The following is a 16160-nucleotide window of genomic DNA, read 5'->3' as shown; positions in this document are numbered from 1 at the left end:
GGATGCCATGGCATCCGGCCCCTTCCTCGTCGGGGTGACGAGACGTCGGGTTACGCGGCCTTGCCGAACTGGATCGCGCGGACGATCTGGAAGACGCCGAGCACGACCAGCGAGATGCCGATCAGCAGGAAGAGCGTCACGGCGCCCAGGAGCGGCGAGAACAGCAGGACGACGCCCGCCAGGATGCTGACGATCGCGAAGAAGATCGTCCACGCGCGTGCCTTCGACCCGTGACCGACGGTGGTGAGGGAGACGACGCCCTCCACGATCCACAGGATGCCGACGAGGGTGCCGATGAAGACCCCGAACCACGCGGTGGTCGCGGACAGGTTCGCGAACGAGAAGACGCCCGCGACGATGAAGAGCACGCCGAGAACGATGTAGCCGATGCGGGCCCAGCCGGAGCGCCAGAAGAGGCCGATCGCGATGTTCACGAGGCCCGCGATGATGACGTAGACCGAGATAATTCCGACGGCGATCTCGGCGGTACGACCCGGCCAGATGAGGATCAGCAGACCGATGACGAGCGACAGCGCGCCGCTGACGCCGAGAGCGGTGCGGACGGCTCCGACGGCGGGGCTGGTCGTGGACGAGAGCGACATGGTGAGCCTTTCTGAGTGAAAGCTGAGAACAGTGCTCACCTTAGACCCGAGGATGAGACTCTCGCCAACGCGTCGTCCCTGACGGTCACGCGGGGGAGTGCTCGAGGAGGAGCGCCACCGCGAACAGGACGGGAAGGCATCCGATCGTCGAGATGAAGACGACGTCGCGCGAGAGGATCTCGCCCACACCGTAGCGCTGGGCGAAGTTGAAGACGTTCTGCGCGGTCGGGAGGGCCGCGAGGACAACGACGACGAAGACCTGGTCGGCGGGCAGTGCGAACCACGTGGCGACCGCCCATGCGAGCGCCGGCATCGCGACGAGCTTCAAGGCGGAGGCGAGGATCACGTCGAGGCGGCGTCCGGGCTCGGTCAGCACACGCTGCCCGTACAGCGACATGCCGTAGCTCATCAGCAGCACCGGCACGCAGGCGCCGGCGATGAGATGCAGCGGGTCGAAGACGATCGGCGGCAGATCGATGTCGAGCACGGCGACCAACACCCCGAGGGCCGAGCCGATGAGCATCGGGTTCTTCGCCGTCTGCCGGAGGATGCGCCACGGCGATCGCGAGCCGGAGGTCGCGGCATCCAGGATCGACAGCGCGATGGGCATCAGCACGAGCAACTGGAACAGGATCACCGGAGCGGAGTACGCCGCGTTGCCCAGCATGTAGAGCGAGATCGGGATGCCGATGTTGTTGCTGTTCACCTGCCCGGCGGACAGCGCACCGATCACCGTCTCGCCGACGCGCCGCCGGAGGATCACGGCCGAGATGAGCGCGTAGATGCCGATGATGACGGCCGCGGTGATCATCGAGACGGGAAGGAGAGCCGAGAACAGGGTGCCGACGTCGGCCGTCGCCAGCACGGTGAACAACAGGAAGGGCGACAGGACGAAGAACGTCAGTCGACTGAGGACGGGACGGGCGTGCGGTCCGAGGAGGTCGATCCGAGCGATCACGTATCCGACGACGACCGCGAAGCCCGTGAGGACGCCGCTCATCCGCGGGTCCGGGGGAGAGGCGCGGGGGCGGCGGAAGGCATCCCTCCGAGCGTAGTGCGAGGAACGGCGCCGTCGAATCGTTACACGGCGGTCCCCGAGACCGGCGTCGGGCCGCCGATAGCATCGGCTCACGACCGCGGATCGGGAGAGTCCGCGGCTCGTTTCACCCATCGAGAGGAATCACGTGCGCACGCTGCTGGAGAAGAAGACCGCTTTGGCCCTGGGGGCCTCTATCATCGTGGCCGCCGCGGCGTTCGGGCTGACGGGATGCTCGAGCCCCGCTCCGTCGACGGCAGACCAGGCTTCGGCCGCGTCGGCGAGCGCGAAGGCGGATGACGCCGACGACGACCTCGACGACGAACTCGACGACTACGCCGCCGACATCGACGACGCGAACGCCTCGAGCTTCGACACCGCGCGAGCGGTCGTCGACGCATTCGTGGCGGCCGGTGGCGTCTGCACCGACCCGAAGGACTCGGGTCTCTCGCTCGCCACGTCGTCGATCGACTGCACGGGTGCGTCCGGTCAGATGCAGACCGTCGCGGTGTTCGCGACGGCCGACGAGGCGCAGAAGTGGTTCGACGCGCAGACCGTGGTCAAGGTCGGTGAGGTGACCAGCTACCTGCTCGGCGAGAACTGGGCGATGGTGGCCGACGGTTCGGCGATGAACATCGCTCAGAAGCTCGGGGTCCGCACCCAGACGCTCGTGATGCGCTGAGATCGGTCGCCGTTCCCGCCGCGTCAGCGCGAGCCGGGAACGGCGACCTGCTGCGCGGGTGCGGGATCCTGCGCCGCAGGAGCGCTCGGAGAGGGAGACGGCGCGATCTCCGTCACGTGCTGCGTCGGAGCCAGGAGCGAGAGGGCCAACACGTGGCCTCCGACGACGAGCACCGCGGCCAGCACGGCGGCACCCAGCCAGGCGCGGCGGATTGCGGGTCGTCGTGGTGCCGTCGCGCGCCGACGGACGTCGCTCGCGGGCCTCGGCGCTGCGCCGGAGTCGGCGGGCGGAGCCGTCTCGGAAACCGACGTCGCGGGGGAGACCTCGAGGTCGGGAAGCGGCGCCCAGGGAGCCGTCTCGACGTCGAGCAGGTCGAGGAGGTCGAGGTCGTCGGCATCCAGGATCTCGATGGCCGGCGAAAGGGCGAGCGCCGCCGCTCGTTCGGCGATCACGGCCGCCGGGGGGCGCACCGCGGGATCGAACGCGGTCATGTCGGTGAGCAGCGACGCCCACTCGCGACCCACGGAGGCGGGAATCGACGGGGGACAGGCGAGTCGTGCCAGTACCGTCTCCTGCAGCGTCCCGCCCCGGTAGGGGTGCAGGCGCGTGAGGGCTTCGATGGTGAGCAGCCCGAGGGCGTAGATGTCGGACGCCGGCTGGGGCGGCTCGCCGCGGATCTGTTCGGGGGCCAGGTACGCGGCCGTTCCGATGACGGTTCCCGGGGTGGTCAGACGCGTCGCGTCGATCAGGTGGGCGACGCCGAAATCGGCGAGAACGGCCTCGAAGCCGTGCGGAGAATGGCGGGTGGGACGCAGGAGCACGTTCGACGGCTTCACATCGCGGTGGACCACGCCGGTGGCGTGCACCGCGGCGAGGGCGCGCGCGAGATCGACGAGCAGCGCCGCGACGAAGGCGGGCTCCAGAGCGCCCGCTTCGATGCGTCGCTGCAGGGAAGGGCCGTCGACGTACTCCATGACGAGGTAGATGTGGTCGCCGGCGTCGAGGCGAGCGTCGTAGAGCGTGACGAGCGACGGATGGTCGAACGCGGCGAGAACACGTGCTTCCGACAGACGACGCCCGGGTTCGATGGCGTCGGCCTGGTCGGTGTGGAAGAGCTTGATCGCCACGTCGCGCGCGAGGACGGTGTCGCGCGCGCGGAAGACACGGCCCATTCCGCCGGCCCCGACGCGGTCGGACAGCACGTAGCGACCTCCGAGGGTGTCGCCGGTGTGCGGCATAGCGGCATCGATCGACTGGCTCATCCGGTCCTTCGGTTCAGCGAGCCTGCGCGCACCTCGACGACGGGCGGCACCTGACTCTTCTGGGACGCTACGCGCGGAAGGACCGCTCGATTCGGGGGTGGTGCGACGGTGCCGCGGGGTACATAATGCGGCCCGGCCCTGACGCTAGCGCCGCGATCGTGGCACCGCCGATAATGCACATTATGTCAGCTCAAGTTCGGACGCGCGTCCCCACTCCACCCGCGGTGTGTTACCTGTCGAGTGTCCACGACACGCCGTAACGGTGCGCGCCAGAGCGGCGTGTCTTGGACACTCGACGCGGGATCGGGCGGTCAGCGCACCCAGTGCGACGTCACGTCGAGCACACGCGAGCCGCTGAGGTCGGCGAGCGACAGGCCGGCGAATCGCAGCGCGGACTCCGAGGTCTGCCAGCGGAATCGCGGTGCGTCGGTGACGGCCGCCTCGACGACGGTCTCTGCGGCATCCTCCGCCGACTGCGCGCTCGCGAACGACGTCGCCGCACGATTGAGATACGCCTGCTGGAGGGCCGCGTACGGGCCGGGCTCGGCGCGCTCGACCGAGGCGGTGAACGATGACGCGACGGCACCCGGCTCGACGATCGACACGTCGATGCCGAAGGGGGCGACGACCGGCGCAAGGGACTGCATCAGGCCCTCGACGGCGAATTTCGCGGCACAGTAGGCGTCCGAGAAGGGCTGCCCCACCGCTCCCCCGACACTCGTGACGGTGACGATCCGGCCCCTGCCCCGTTCTCGCATCCCGGGCAGCACGAGTCGGCTCAGCCGCGCGACGGAGAGGTAGTTCGTGTCGAGCTGCGACTGGAGGTCTTCGTCGCTGAGCTGCTCGAGGGTGCCGACGGCGCCGCGGCCGGCGTTGTTCACGAGGATGTCGAGCGGGCCGGCGTCGGCGACGAGCGAACGAGCGCCCTCGGCGTCGGTGACGTCGAGCGCGCGGATGTCGAGCTCCACCCGCGCCTCGGCGGCGGCCGCGCGCAGGGCGTCGGCGCGGCCGGTGTCGCGGACGGTGGCGATCACGTCGACGCCGGTTCGCGCGAGGCCGATCGCGGTGTGGAGGCCGATGCCGCTGGAAGTGCCGGTGACGAGTGCGAGGGTCATGTGCTCATTGTGGACCGTGCCGCTGTCCGGAGCCTATGAGCCGATCGTGCCCGCTCCCCCGGCGCTACTCCGCGGCGGCCACGCGGATCAGGAATGCCCCGGCGGCACCCTCGCTGTCGAGGTCGACCAGGAGGCCCTTCTCGGGAAGATCGACCGGCACGGGCGTCGCCGCCATGCACGACACCGAGAGCGGGTCGATGACCGACGTCCCCGCCGATGTCGCGATCCGCCCGGTCATCATCTCGGGGCCGGCGCACTCGAGCGTGACGGTGTACGCGCCGGGCTGAACGGTCCTATTCTCGCTGCGGTGCGGAGCCACCTGGCCGCTGTCGCCGAAGGTTCCCCACGACTGCCAGAGGTACTCCCCCACCTCCGCGTCGGCGACCTCGTCGTCGAAGTATCCCGCCCAGGGGTCGGGCGTAGGCGGCGCAGTCGTGGTCAGCGAGGGCGACGGCGCCGCAGAGGTCGCCGAGGGTTGTTCCGCCTCACCCCCGGAGCATCCCGCGAGGGCGCCGAGCGCGATCGCGGTGCCGGAAAGGGCCAGAATTCGCGTGTTCGAGGGAGACATCCGGCGATCCTAGGCATGCGGATGCCGAGACACCAGGGGGTCGTTCGTTCGGTGCCCACGTGTCGCGCGCGCACCTGCGACCGGCGACACTCACCCGCCCGGCGTCAGCTCCACCCACTCGCCACCGAACTTCGGGGCGCGACCGTCTCCGGAGGACGTGCCCGCGAGCCGGCGACGGATCCACGGAGCGACGTGCTCGCGGTAGTAGGCCGACCCCTTCAACCGCTCGACCTCGGGGATGTCACGCAGACGCCACCAGTCGGCCGGCGCGGACAGCCCGACCGCTTCGATCACGCGCGCGGCGACCCGGTGATGTCCGCGGGGGTTCATGTGCAACCGGTCGACCGACCAGAACTCGCCGCCGGCGATCTCGCGATCGAACCAGTTGTACGCCGTGATGACGTCGGGGCGCGATGCCAGCCGCTCCTCGACCGCCTTCGACAGGCGATCGCCGCGCATCTGCAGGACCCGCCCCAGAGGCAGCCCCGCCGACGGGTTCGCACCCGACAGCACGATGAGCTGCACGCCCTCCTCGTCGCACCTCCGCAGCACGTGCTCGAAGAATCCGACGATGCGTTCGAGGTCCGCCCGCGGACGGAGCATGTCGTTGCCCCCGCCGTTGAACGACAAGTGGGTCGGCTTCAGCGCCAGAGCGGGCTCGAGCTGTTGCTCGACGATGGGTTGGATGAGCTTGCCGCGGATCGCGAGGTTGGCGTACTCGATCGGTTCGCCCGCGGCATCCGCCCATCCCTGGGCCGCGAGGTCGGCCCACCCTCGCACGGTGCCGTCGGGGAGTTCGTCGCCGACCCCCTCGGTGAACGAGTCGCCGATCGCGACATAGCGGACGGATGCCATCTCTCCAGCCTATGCCGCGGTCCGCGCTCGTTCGGGGCGCGTGCGTCCGTTCGGGGCGGGGAATCCCGTGCCCCGAGGGGAAGGGCGCGCCCCAAACAGCGGTGCCCGGGTCAGGAGAGCGCCCGCCCTCGTTGCTCGCGGAGGAAGAGCGACGCGACCACGGCAACCGCGAAGAACGCCGCGAACACGATGAACAGCAGCGGAGCACCGCCCGCGGCGAGCAGCGGCGGGACCGACAGGGGCGCCAGGATCGACGCGATGCGCCCCACGCCCGCGGCCCACCCGGCGCCGGTCCCCCGCAGGGACGTGGGGTACGTCTCGGGCGTCGCGGCGTAGAGGGCACCCCAGGCGCCGAGGTTGAAGAACGACAGCAGCATTCCGGTCGCGATCACCGCGACCTCACCGGAGGCGGTGCCGAACAGCACGGCGGCGATCGCCGAGCCGGCGAGGAAGGTCGCGAGCGTCGCGCGTCGCCCCCACGCCTCGATGAGCCACGCGGCGACGGCATACCCCGGCAGCTGGGCCAGGGTGATGATGAGCGTGAAACCGAAAGAGCGCACGAGATCGTACCCCTGAGCCACGAGGATCGTCGGGATCCAGATGAAGGCGCCGTAGTAAGAGAAGTTCACGCAGAACCACAGCACCCAGAGGCTCGCCGTGCGCGCGCGGAGGGCCGTCGACCACAGCGCTCCGACGCGGGCGCGAGGGGCGGGAGCGGATGCCGACACCCCGTCGTTCGACGGCTCCAACGACACGCGACCCGCGGCGGCCTCGAGGTCTCGGACGATCGCGACGGCTTCGCCGTTGCGTCCTCGCGACGCCAGCCATCGCGGCGACTCGGGGAGGCCCCACCGGACGATCAGCGCGTAGACCGCGGGGATCGCGCCGAGCGCGAACGCCCAGCGCCACCCATCGGCGGAAGACGGCACCACGAGGTAGCCGATGACGGCGGCGGCGGTCCAGCCGACGGCCCAGAACGCCTCGAGGAAGACGATGACGCGCCCGCGGATCCGAGCCGGAGCGAACTCACTGACGTAGGTCGAGGCCACGGGCAGTTCAGCGCCGAGCCCGAGACCGACGACGAAGCGCAGCACGAGGAGCGCCGCGAGTCCGCCGACGAGTGCGCTGGCCCCCGTCGCGACGCCGTAGACGAGGAGCGTCAGCGCGAACACCTGACGCCGCCCGAAGCGGTCGGCGAGGAGCCCGCCGAGGCTCGCGCCGATCGCCATTCCCGCGAATCCCGCCGAGGCGATCCACGAGGCCTGCGCGGGCTCCAGCTTCCACTGTGCCGCCAGCGCGGCGATGATGAACGAGATGAGCCCGACATCCATGGCATCCAGGGCCCAGCCCAGTCCCGAGCCGCCCAGGATCTTACCGTGACGCCGGGTGAACGGCAGGGCGTCGAGACGCTCGGACACCCGCACGGTGTCGGTGCTCGCGCTCACGAGGCCGCTGCGTCAGAATCGGAGTCGGCGAGCATCTCCCGGACGAGCGGCAGGACGCGCGTGCCGTAGAGCTCGATGCTCGACATCAGGCGGTCGTGCGAGATCGACCCGCTGGCGAACTTCATCTGGAAGCGCGAGGCACCCAGCGTCCGGACGGTCGCGGCGATCTTCGTGGCGACCGTCTCGGGCGAGCCGATGTACATCGCCCCCTCGGGGCCGACGTCGTGCTGGAAGCGCAGGCGGTTGTACGCGGGCCACCCGCGCTCGCGACCGATGGTCGTGTTCAGCTCAGCGACGCCCTCGTAAGCTTCGTCCCACGCCTGCTGGTCGGTCTCGGCCACGTGGCCCGGCGAATGCACCGAGATGGGCATCGCGGGCTTGCCGAACTCCTGCAGCGACTGCCGGTAGAGCTGGGCGAACGGCCGGAAGCGGGCGGAGGACCCGCCGATGATCGCGAGGACGAGACCGTAGCCGTATCGGGCGGCGCGCACGACGGATTCGGGCGACCCGCCGACACCGACCCACGCCTTCAGCCCGTTCTCGGTCTTCGGGTACACGTCGGCATCCCGGAGCCCTGCCCGGGTGCGCCCCGACCAGGTGACCGGCTTCTCGTCGAGGAGGAGCGAGAAGAGCTCGAGCTTCTCTTCGAACAACTGCTCGTAGTCGTTCAGGTCGTACCCGAAGAGGGGGAACGACTCGATGAACGACCCCCGCCCGAGGATGACCTCGGCGCGGCCGTTCGAGACGGCGTCGAGCGTGGCGAAGCGCTCGTAGACGCGGACCGGGTCGTCGGACGACAGGACCGTGACCGCGGTGCCGAGGTGGATGTTCTTCGTACGCGCGGCGGCCGCGGCGAGGACGATCTCGGGGCTCGTGACCGCGAAGTCCTTGCGGTGGTGCTCCCCCACCCCGAAGAACGACAGCCCGACCTCATCGGCGAGCACCGCCTGCTCCACGACGTTGCGGATGGTCTGCGCGTCGCTCTGCAACGACCCGTCGGGGCCGCGCGAGATGTCTCCGAAGGTGTCGAGGCCCAGCTCGACGGGGGTGGCGTCCATGAGATCTCCTTGCATTCGGATGAATGAACTTTACGCGAGGGGAAAACATTCCCCGGCACGGACGAGGGGCGTCGCCGTAGCGACGCCCCTCGGGGGATCAGACGGATGCCAGGGCGGCCCGCAGCGTGTCGAGACCGACGCCGCCGATGTCGAGGGCCCGCGTGTGGAACTGCTTCATCGAGAAGTCCGCGCCGCGGCGCTCCCGCTCCTCCTCGCGGACCTGCTCCCAGATGCGCTGCCCGACCTTGTACGCGGGAGCCTGTCCCGGCCAACCGAGGTAGCGGTTGACCTCGAAGCGCACGAACTCCTCGCTCATGTTGACGTTCTTCAGCATGAACGCGAGCGCGTAGTCGTGGTCCCACGTGCCCGTGCCGTCGAGGCGCGGCTTGCCGAGGTGCACGCCGATGTCGAGCACGACGCGTGCGGCGCGCATGCGCTGCCCGTCGAGCATGCCGAGGCGATCGGCGGGGTCGTCGAGGTAGCCGAGCTGCTCCATCAAACGCTCGGCGTACAGCGCCCAGCCCTCGGCGTGGCCGCTCGTGCCCGCCAGGAGGCGGCGCCACGAGTTCAGCTGCGCGCGGTTGTACACGGCCTGGGCGATCTGCAGATGGTGGCCCGGGACACCCTCGTGATACACCGTGGTCAGCTCGCGCCAGGTGTCGAAGGTGTCGACGCCCTCGGGAACCGACCACCACATGCGGCCGGGGCGCGAGAAGTCGTCGGTCGGTCCGGTGTAATAGATCCCGCCCTCATTGGTCGGGGCGATCATGCACTCGAGCTTGCGGATGGGCTCGGCGATGTCGAAGTGGGTGCGCGCGAGCTCTTCCACGGCCTTGTCGCTCGTGCGCTGCATCCACTCCTGGAGCGCCTTCGTGCCGCGGAGCTTGCGCGACTCGTCCTTCTCGAGGAAGGCGACCGCTTCTTCGACGCTCGCGCCGGGAAGGATCTCGTTCGCGATCGCCTCCTGCTCGGCGACCATGCGGGCGAGCTCTTCGACGCCCCAGTCGTAGGTCTCGTCGAGGTCGATCTCGGCGCCGAGGAACTGGCGTGAGTGCAACGCGTACATCTCGCGACCGACGCCGTCCGCCTCGCCCGCGACCGGGGCGAGCTCCGAGGAGAGGAAGGAGGCCAGGCCGTCGTAGGCGACGCGGGCGGCGCCGGCGTTCTGGTCGAGGTCGCGCGCGAGCGAGGCGGGCAGCTGCCCCTCGGCGGGCGCGGCGTTCCCGACGAACTCGGCGAAGAAGCCGGTGTCGGCGGTGTAACGGGCGATCTGCGCGACGACCTCGTTCACCTGGCGACGAGCGGGCACGACCCCCTCGGCGATGCCACGGCGGAGGGTCGCGACGTAGCCGTCGATGGCCTCGGGCAGCGCCTTCATGCGCTCTGAGATCGTGGCCCAGTCCTCGACCGTCGCGGTCGGCATGAGGTCGAAGGTCGCGCGGATGTCCTGCGCGGGTGACGCGATCACGTTCAGGTCGCGGAGGTGGGTCTTGGCCTCGTGCTGCTCGATCATCAGGTCGAGCTCGCGGACGAGGTCCATCTTCGTGACCGTGTCGATCGCGTCGACGGGCTCGGCCGCCTCGAGCGCGGCCTTCGTGGCGCGGGCGTCGGCGGTGAGGGCCTCGGCGCCTTCGGGGCTGTAGTCGCCGAAGCGGCCGTTGTACTCGTCGCGTCCGATGTAGGTGGCGAGCGTCGGGATGCGCTCCGCCAGGGTGTCGACCCACGCCTCGGCGATCGTGTCGATCGGCGTGGGGGTGCGTTGTGCGTCAGTCATCCTTCGAGCCTAGGGAAGCGAGAGCGCCCGCGCACCCCGGCGCGGCGCGGTTCCGTTCAGTGGCCCGCTTCGTCCCAGTCGTCGCCGCGGCCGATCTGCACGTCGAGGGGCACCGACAGCTCGGCCGCGTCCGCCATGCGGGCGCGCACGATGCTCTCCACGGCATCCCACTCCCCCGCCGCCACCTCGACGACGAGTTCGTCGTGGATCTGCAGCAGGACGCGCGAGCGTAGACCCGCGGATGCCAACTCCTCGCGGATCCGGAACAGGGCGACCTTCATGATGTCGGCGGCGCTGCCCTGGATCGGGGCGTTGAGGGCCGCGCGCTCGGCGTTCTCACGCAGCACGCGGTTCATGCTGGTGAGGTCGGGGAACGGGCGCCGGCGGCCGAAGATCGTCTCGGTGTATCCGTCTTGGCGAGCCTGCTCGACCGAGCCGCGCAGGTAGTCGCGGACCGCACCGAAACGCGCGAAGTACTCGAGCATGAGCTTCTTGGCCTCGGTCTGCTCGATGCGCAACTGCTTGGAGAGACCGAAGGCCGACAGACCGTAGACGAGGCCGTACGACATCGCCTTGACCTTCGTGCGCATCGCGGGCGTGACCTCGGACGGCTCGACGCCGAACACGCGCGCGCCGACGAAGCGGTGCAGGTCTTCGCCCGAGTTGAACGCCTCGATGAGGCCGGGGTCGCCCGACAGGTGCGCCATGATGCGCATCTCGATCTGCGAGTAGTCGGCCGTGAGGAGGGTCTCGTAGCCTTCGCCCACCTCGAAGGCTGCGCGGATGCGCCGGCTCTCCTCGGTGCGGATCGGGATGTTCTGCAGGTTCGGGTCGGTGCTCGAGAGGCGGCCGGTCTGGCTGCCGGTCTGCACGTACGTCGTGTGGATGCGTCCGTCCGGCCCGGTGGCGGTGTCGAGGGCGTCGATGATCTGCTTCAGCTTGGTCGCTTCGCGGTGCTTCAGCAGGAGGTCGAGGAACGGGTGCGGAGCGCTCTCTTGCAGATCGGCAAGGGCCGCGGCATCCGTGGTGTATCCGCTCTTCGTCTTGCGCGTCTTCGGCAGCTGCAGCTCGTCGAACAGCACCTCCTGGAGCTGCTTGGGCGAGCCGAGGTTCACTTCGTGCCCGATCGCCGCGTACGCGTCGCGAGCGAGGGCGTCGGCGCGAGCACCCAGCTCCGCGGAGAAGCCGGAGAGCTTCTCGTGCGACACCGCGACGCCGGCGAGCTCCATGTCGGCGAGGGCGGTCAGCGTCGGCATCTCGATGTCGTCGAGCACCTCGGCCACGCGCTCGGGAAGCTCCGCCCGCTGCGCCTCGGCGACGCGGCGGATGAACCAGGCGAGCTGACCCGGGGTGGCCCCATCGGTCTCGGGGACGAGCTGCGTGGGGTCGGCCTCGGGGAGCTTCTCGTCGAGGTAGCGCTGGACGAGGTCGCCCAGCGTCTTGTCGGGGAAGCTCGGACGCACGAGCCACCCGGCCAGGATCACGTCCGACGAGATGCCGCCGAGCGCGACCCCCTCGCGCAGGAGCGCCTTGACCTGCGGCTTCGCATCGGCCATGACCTTGGGCGCATCGGATGCCAACCACCCGGCGAGGGCGTCGCGCACCGCGGGCGACCAGGTGGCCTCGGCGGCGCTGTCGGCACGAGCGAGGCCGATCTGCACCGGCGCGCCCTGCGCGAGGACGAGCGTGAGGCCGACCGTGTCGGTGGACTGCCCCGCCCAGGCGGCCAGGGCGTCGGCGTCGAGAGGGGCGGGCGTCGGCGCGGTCGCCGTCGGACGGGCCTCTTCGGCGCCGTCGCCCGCGTCGGCGCCGAGAGCGTCGAACACGCGCGGCAGCAGCGTGCGGAATTCGAGGCGCGCGAAGATGTCGCGCACGGCCTGGCCGTCGAGCGGTTTCATCTCGAGGTCGGACGGCCCCACGGGCAGCTCGACGTCGCGCAGCAGGCGGTTGAGCGCACGGTTTCGCTTCACCCCGTCGAGGTGCTCGCGCAGGTTGTTACCCACCACGCCGGTGACCTTGTCGGCGTTCTCGAGCAGGGCATCGAGCGAGCCCCACTGCGTCAGCCACTTCACCGCGGTCTTCTCGCCCACCTTCGGCACGCCGGGCAGGTTGTCGCTCGTCTCGCCGACGAGAGCGGCGATGTCGGGGTACTGCTCGGGAGGCAGGCCGTACTTCTCGATGACGGCCGCCGTGTCGTAGCGCTTGAGCTGAGAGACGCCCTGCACGTTCGGGTAGAGCAGCGTGATGTCGTCGTTGACGAGCTGGATCGTGTCGCGGTCGCCGGAGCACACGAGGACCTCGAAGCCCTGGGCCGCACCCTGCGTCGCGAGGGTCGCGAGGATGTCGTCGGCTTCGAAGTCCTCCTTCTTCAGAACCGGAACCCCCATTGCCTCGAGGCACTCCTGGAGAAGCGGGATCTGTCCCTTGAACTCGGCGGGCGACTCGCTGCGATTCGCCTTGTACTCGGCGTACTCCCGCGTGCGGAACGACTGTCGCGACGTGTCGAAGGCGACCGCGAGGTGCGTCGGCTTCTCGGCCTTGACGAGGTTCACGAACATCGACAAGAAGCCGTAGATCCCGTTGGTGTGCTGCCCGTCTTTCGTCGAGAAATTGTCGACCGGGAGGGCGTAGAACGCCCGGTAGGCCAGCGAGTGGCCGTCGACGACGAGGAGGGTAGGCTTTTCGGCATCCGTCACTCCTCCAGCCTAACGAGGACCACGGACACTGCCCCGGCCCGGCCCCGATCACGGCGATGACACGAAGGCGATGATGACGTCCACGACTCCCGATCCCCTGTCCGGCCTCGACTGGGTGAAGAAGCGCGGGATGGGCGCTCTCGCCGAGAAGATGGGCTTCGAATGGGTCGAATTCACCGTCGAGCGGTGCGTCGCCACCATGCCGGTCGAGGGCAACACCCAGCCCGTCGGTCTGCTGCACGGCGGCGCTTACGTCGTGCTCGGTGAGTCGCTCGGCTCGATGGCGGCGAACCTCCACGCGGGACCGGGCAAGCTGGCCGTCGGCATCGATATCAACGCCACTCACACGCGCTCCGCGACCTCGGGCCTCGTCACCGGCGTCTGCACGCCCATCCACCTCGGGCGGAGCCTCACGGTGCACGAGATCGCGATCTCCGACGATCAGGGGCGCCGGTGCTCGACCGTTCGCATCACCAACATGATCAAGGACGCGCCGCAGGGCTGAGACCCGCGCAGCGGGCTGTGGCTTCGACGAGCTCAGCCACCGGGTCCGGCTCATCCACCCGGTCCGGCTCAGGACCGGATTCGGCTCACCCAGCCCTCTCGCGATGGTCCCTGAGCGTCTCGAAGGGACCTGACCCCCCCTCCCCCACGAACGAAAAATGGATGCCACCGAAGTGGCATCCATTTCACGATGGGGTCGCGCTCAGCCCTTCTTGGGGGCCAGCTGCTCGATGATCGCCTTCGCGACGTCCTGCATGGTCAGTCGACGATCCATCGACGCCTTCTGGATCCAGCGGAAGGCCTCGGGCTCGGAGAGGCCCATCTTCTCGTTGAGAAGGCCCTTGGCGCGGTCGACGAGCTTGCGGGTCTCGAAGCGCTCGACCATGTCGGCGACCTCGGCCTCGAGCGTGATGATCTGCTCGTAGCGGGCGAGGGCGATCTCGATCGCGGGCAGCAGGTCGTTCGGGGTGAACGGCTTCACGACGTAGGCCAGCGCGCCGGCCTCGCTCGCGCGCTCCACGAGCTCCTTCTGGCTGAACGCGGTCAGCAGGACGACGGGGGCGATGTGGTTCTTGCTCAGCTTCTCGGCCGCGCTGATGCCGTCGAGCTGGGGCATCTTGACGTCCATGATCACGAGATCCGGGCGCAGTTCGGTCGCCAGCTGCACGGCGGTCTCGCCGTCGCCGGCTTCACCGACGACGTCGTAGCCGTTGTCGCGGAGGATCTCGACGATGTCGAGACGGATGAGCGACTCGTCTTCCGCCACGACGACGCGGCGGGGGGCGGCGGGCGCGGAGGCCGGAGCGGCTTCTTGATCAGTCACGTGACCATCCTAGGACTGGGAGGGCGCATCACCCGCGAGGAGCGTCGATGCGATAGAGGGCAAACGATACCGGGCCGACTCGGGAAGAGCCGACCCGGGGGTCGTACCGGTGGTGGGACTCGAACCCACACGTCTTTCGACAGAGCATTTTGAGTGCCCCGCGTCTGCCATTCCGCCACACCGGCTCGTGCTCGCGAACTCCCAATCTACCGGGAGAACACGAGCGACGCGCGCCGGCGGAACCGGCGCGCGTCGTCGACGATCAGACGTCCTGGTAGCCGGGGGCCGCACCGTGGACGGCGTCGCCCACGCGGTGCACGCGCAGGTCGTTCGTCGAACCGGCGATTCCGGGAGGGGACCCGGAGATGACCACGACCTTGTCGCCGACCTTCGCGAGGTCGTTCGACAGCAGGTAGTCGTCGACCTGAAGGAACATCTTGTCGGTGTGCGGGACGTGCTCCACCAGCGTCGAGCGGACACCCCAGGTGAGGGCGAGGCGGCGACGGATGCCGGGCTCGGGCGTGAACGCGAGCATCGGGATCGTCGAACGCAGACGCGACATGCGGCGCGCGGAGTCGCCCGACTCGGTGAACACGCAGAGGTACTTCGCCTCGACGAAGTCGGCGACCTCGACCGCGGCCAGCGTGATGGCGCCACCCTGGGTGCGGGGCTTGTTGGTCAGCGGCGCGATGCGCTCGAGACCGTGCTCCTCGGTCGAGGCGACGATGCGGGCCATGGTCTCGACGACCACGACCGGGTAGTCGCCGACGCTGGTCTCGCCCGAGAGCATGACCGCGTCCGCGCCGTCGAGGACGGCGTTGGCGACGTCGGAGGTCTCGGCGCGCGTGGGCACCGGGCTGCTGATCATCGACTCGAGCATCTGCGTCGCGACGATGACGGGCTTCGCCATGCGGCGCGCGAGCTCGACGGCGCGCTTCTGCACGATCGGCACGGCCTCGAGCGGCAGCTCGACACCGAGGTCGCCACGGGCGACCATGATGCCGTCGAACGCGTCGATGATCTCTTCGAGGTTGTCGACCGCCTGCGGCTTCTCGATCTTGGCGATGACGGGGACGTAGCGTCCCTCCTCGGCCATGATCTCGTGCACGCGCTCGATGTCTTTGGCATCCCGAACGAACGACAGGGCGATGAGATCGGCGCCGGCCTTGAGGCCCCAGCGCAGATCGGCCTCGTCCTTCTCGCTCAGCGCGGGGACGTTGACGGCGACGCCGGGCAGGTTGATGCCCTTGTTGTTCGACACGGGGCCGCCGACGACGACCTCGGTGGTCACGACGGTGCCGTCGGTCTCGACGACGCGGACGCGGACCTTGCCGTCGTCGATGAGCAGGAAGTCGCCGGGCTTGACGTCCTGGGGCAGGCCCTTGAAGGTCGTGCCGACGATCTCTTTGGTGCCGAGGATGTCTTCGATCGTGATCTTGAAGATGTCGCCCGGGGCGAGCTCGTGGGGGCCGTTCTCGAACTTGCCGAGACGGATCTTGGGGCCCTGGAGGTCGACGAGGGCCGCGACCGGGCGGCCGGCGTCCTCTGCCGCCTTGCGCACGTTGGCGAAGTTGGCGTCGTGCACGGAGTAATCTCCGTGGCTCAGGTTGAGGCGGGCGACGTCCACCCCGGCGTCGATGATGGCGCGAACCATCTCATACGACGACGTGGCGGGCCCGAGTGTTGCGACGATCTTGGCGCGTCTCATCCGTTTTCAAGCTCCGTGAGGATTCGGGAAGT

At 69.4% G+C, this 16160-nt stretch carries 14 protein-coding genes and 1 tRNA gene; 2 read left to right on the top strand and 13 right to left on the bottom strand.

Translation table 11 applies throughout. The features are described from left to right. Positions 1 to 50 precede the first annotated feature (50 nt). Entirely contained in the window at positions 51 to 602 is a 552-nt protein-coding gene (locus ACMW4R_RS14505; RefSeq protein ID WP_418300216.1) for an HdeD family acid-resistance protein, read from the bottom strand. An 85-nt stretch (positions 603 to 687) separates the two neighbouring features. Continuing rightward, positions 688 to 1602 (bottom strand): AEC family transporter, encoded by a 915-nt coding sequence (locus tag ACMW4R_RS14500; protein ID WP_418300215.1) that lies wholly within the window; start codon positions 1600 to 1602, stop codon positions 688 to 690. A gap of 184 nt (positions 1603 to 1786) precedes the next feature. Between ACMW4R_RS14500 and ACMW4R_RS14495 the strand changes: the two genes are divergently transcribed. After that, positions 1787 to 2320, top strand: coding sequence for a hypothetical protein (locus tag ACMW4R_RS14495; RefSeq protein WP_058615039.1), 534 nt, complete (start codon positions 1787 to 1789; stop codon positions 2318 to 2320). 23 nt (positions 2321 to 2343) lie between these two features. Here the strand turns inward: ACMW4R_RS14495 and ACMW4R_RS14490 are convergent, their stop codons facing one another. From ACMW4R_RS14490 to polA, 8 genes are all read right to left on the bottom strand, one after another. Beyond that, on the bottom strand, positions 2344 to 3582 hold the full coding sequence (locus ACMW4R_RS14490) for a serine/threonine-protein kinase (RefSeq protein ID WP_418300214.1): 1239 nt from the start codon (positions 3580 to 3582) through the stop codon (positions 2344 to 2346). A 311-nt stretch (positions 3583 to 3893) separates the two neighbouring features. Continuing rightward, a complete protein-coding gene (locus tag ACMW4R_RS14485) occupies positions 3894 to 4697 on the bottom strand; it encodes an SDR family NAD(P)-dependent oxidoreductase (protein WP_418300213.1) in 804 nt (267 codons plus the stop codon). A gap of 64 nt (positions 4698 to 4761) precedes the next feature. Beyond that, positions 4762 to 5265 carry a hypothetical protein gene (locus ACMW4R_RS14480; protein WP_058627674.1) on the bottom strand — a complete coding sequence of 168 codons (504 nt, stop codon included), beginning with the start codon at positions 5263 to 5265 and terminating at the stop codon, positions 4762 to 4764. Positions 5266 to 5355: 90 nt separating this feature from the next. Then, positions 5356 to 6120 (bottom strand): SGNH/GDSL hydrolase family protein, encoded by a 765-nt coding sequence (locus tag ACMW4R_RS14475; protein ID WP_418300212.1) that lies wholly within the window; start codon positions 6118 to 6120, stop codon positions 5356 to 5358. 110 nt (positions 6121 to 6230) lie between these two features. Continuing rightward, the gene (locus ACMW4R_RS14470) at positions 6231 to 7565 is read right to left on the bottom strand and encodes an MFS transporter (protein WP_418300211.1); all 1335 of its coding nucleotides are present in this window, start codon (positions 7563 to 7565) and stop codon (positions 6231 to 6233) included. After that, complete coding sequence (locus tag ACMW4R_RS14465; RefSeq protein WP_058627677.1) at positions 7562 to 8623, bottom strand: LLM class flavin-dependent oxidoreductase; 1062 nt, start codon at positions 8621 to 8623, stop codon at positions 7562 to 7564. Before ACMW4R_RS14465 ends, ACMW4R_RS14470 begins: the two co-directional genes overlap by 4 nt. A 97-nt stretch (positions 8624 to 8720) precedes the next feature. Continuing rightward, positions 8721 to 10397, bottom strand: a complete 1677-nt coding sequence (locus ACMW4R_RS14460; RefSeq protein ID WP_418300210.1) for a DUF885 domain-containing protein — start codon at positions 10395 to 10397, stop codon at positions 8721 to 8723. A 56-nt stretch (positions 10398 to 10453) separates the two neighbouring features. Next, positions 10454 to 13093, bottom strand: a complete 2640-nt coding sequence (gene polA / locus ACMW4R_RS14455) for a DNA polymerase I (RefSeq protein WP_058627679.1) — start codon at positions 13091 to 13093, stop codon at positions 10454 to 10456. A gap of 73 nt (positions 13094 to 13166) precedes the next feature. Between polA and ACMW4R_RS14450 the strand changes: the two genes are divergently transcribed. Further along, the gene (locus tag ACMW4R_RS14450; protein WP_058597769.1) at positions 13167 to 13598 is read left to right on the top strand and encodes a PaaI family thioesterase; all 432 of its coding nucleotides are present in this window, start codon (positions 13167 to 13169) and stop codon (positions 13596 to 13598) included. A gap of 201 nt (positions 13599 to 13799) precedes the next feature. Here ACMW4R_RS14450 and ACMW4R_RS14445 read toward each other — a convergent pair whose 3' ends face one another. The 3 genes from ACMW4R_RS14445 to pyk form a co-directional block, all read right to left on the bottom strand. After that, a complete protein-coding gene (locus ACMW4R_RS14445) occupies positions 13800 to 14420 on the bottom strand; it encodes an ANTAR domain-containing response regulator (protein ID WP_013586648.1) in 621 nt (206 codons plus the stop codon). A 104-nt stretch (positions 14421 to 14524) separates the two neighbouring features. After that, a tRNA-Leu gene (locus ACMW4R_RS14440) sits at positions 14525 to 14605 on the bottom strand. A 77-nt stretch (positions 14606 to 14682) separates the two neighbouring features. Next, positions 14683 to 16128, bottom strand: coding sequence for a pyruvate kinase (gene pyk, locus ACMW4R_RS14435; protein ID WP_058597756.1), 1446 nt, complete (start codon positions 16126 to 16128; stop codon positions 14683 to 14685). Positions 16129 to 16160: the final 32 nt, after the last annotated feature.

This window comes from Microbacterium sp. S1037 (assembly GCF_048381605.1).
GTDB classification, from domain to species: domain Bacteria; phylum Actinomycetota; class Actinomycetes; order Actinomycetales; family Microbacteriaceae; genus Microbacterium; species Microbacterium testaceum_B.
This window is presented reverse-complemented; position numbering and strand designations above follow the sequence as displayed.

Coding starts and splice junctions, on each gene's coding strand:
- ACMW4R_RS14505 (WP_418300216.1), bottom strand. CDS start 602: ATGTCGCTCTCGTCCACGACCAGCCCCGCCGTCGGAGCCGTCCGCACC.
- ACMW4R_RS14500 (WP_418300215.1), bottom strand. CDS start 1,602: ATGAGCGGCGTCCTCACGGGCTTCGCGGTCGTCGTCGGATACGTGATC.
- ACMW4R_RS14490 (WP_418300214.1), bottom strand. CDS start 3,582: ATGAGCCAGTCGATCGATGCCGCTATGCCGCACACCGGCGACACCCTC.
- ACMW4R_RS14485 (WP_418300213.1), bottom strand. CDS start 4,697: ATGACCCTCGCACTCGTCACCGGCACTTCCAGCGGCATCGGCCTCCAC.
- ACMW4R_RS14480 (WP_058627674.1), bottom strand. CDS start 5,265: ATGTCTCCCTCGAACACGCGAATTCTGGCCCTTTCCGGCACCGCGATC.
- ACMW4R_RS14475 (WP_418300212.1), bottom strand. CDS start 6,120: ATGGCATCCGTCCGCTATGTCGCGATCGGCGACTCGTTCACCGAGGGG.
- ACMW4R_RS14465 (WP_058627677.1), bottom strand. CDS start 8,623: ATGGACGCCACCCCCGTCGAGCTGGGCCTCGACACCTTCGGAGACATC.
- ACMW4R_RS14460 (WP_418300210.1), bottom strand. CDS start 10,397: ATGACTGACGCACAACGCACCCCCACGCCGATCGACACGATCGCCGAG.
- ACMW4R_RS14450 (WP_058597769.1), top strand. CDS start 13,167: ATGACGTCCACGACTCCCGATCCCCTGTCCGGCCTCGACTGGGTGAAG.
- pyk (WP_058597756.1), bottom strand. CDS start 16,128: ATGAGACGCGCCAAGATCGTCGCAACACTCGGGCCCGCCACGTCGTCG.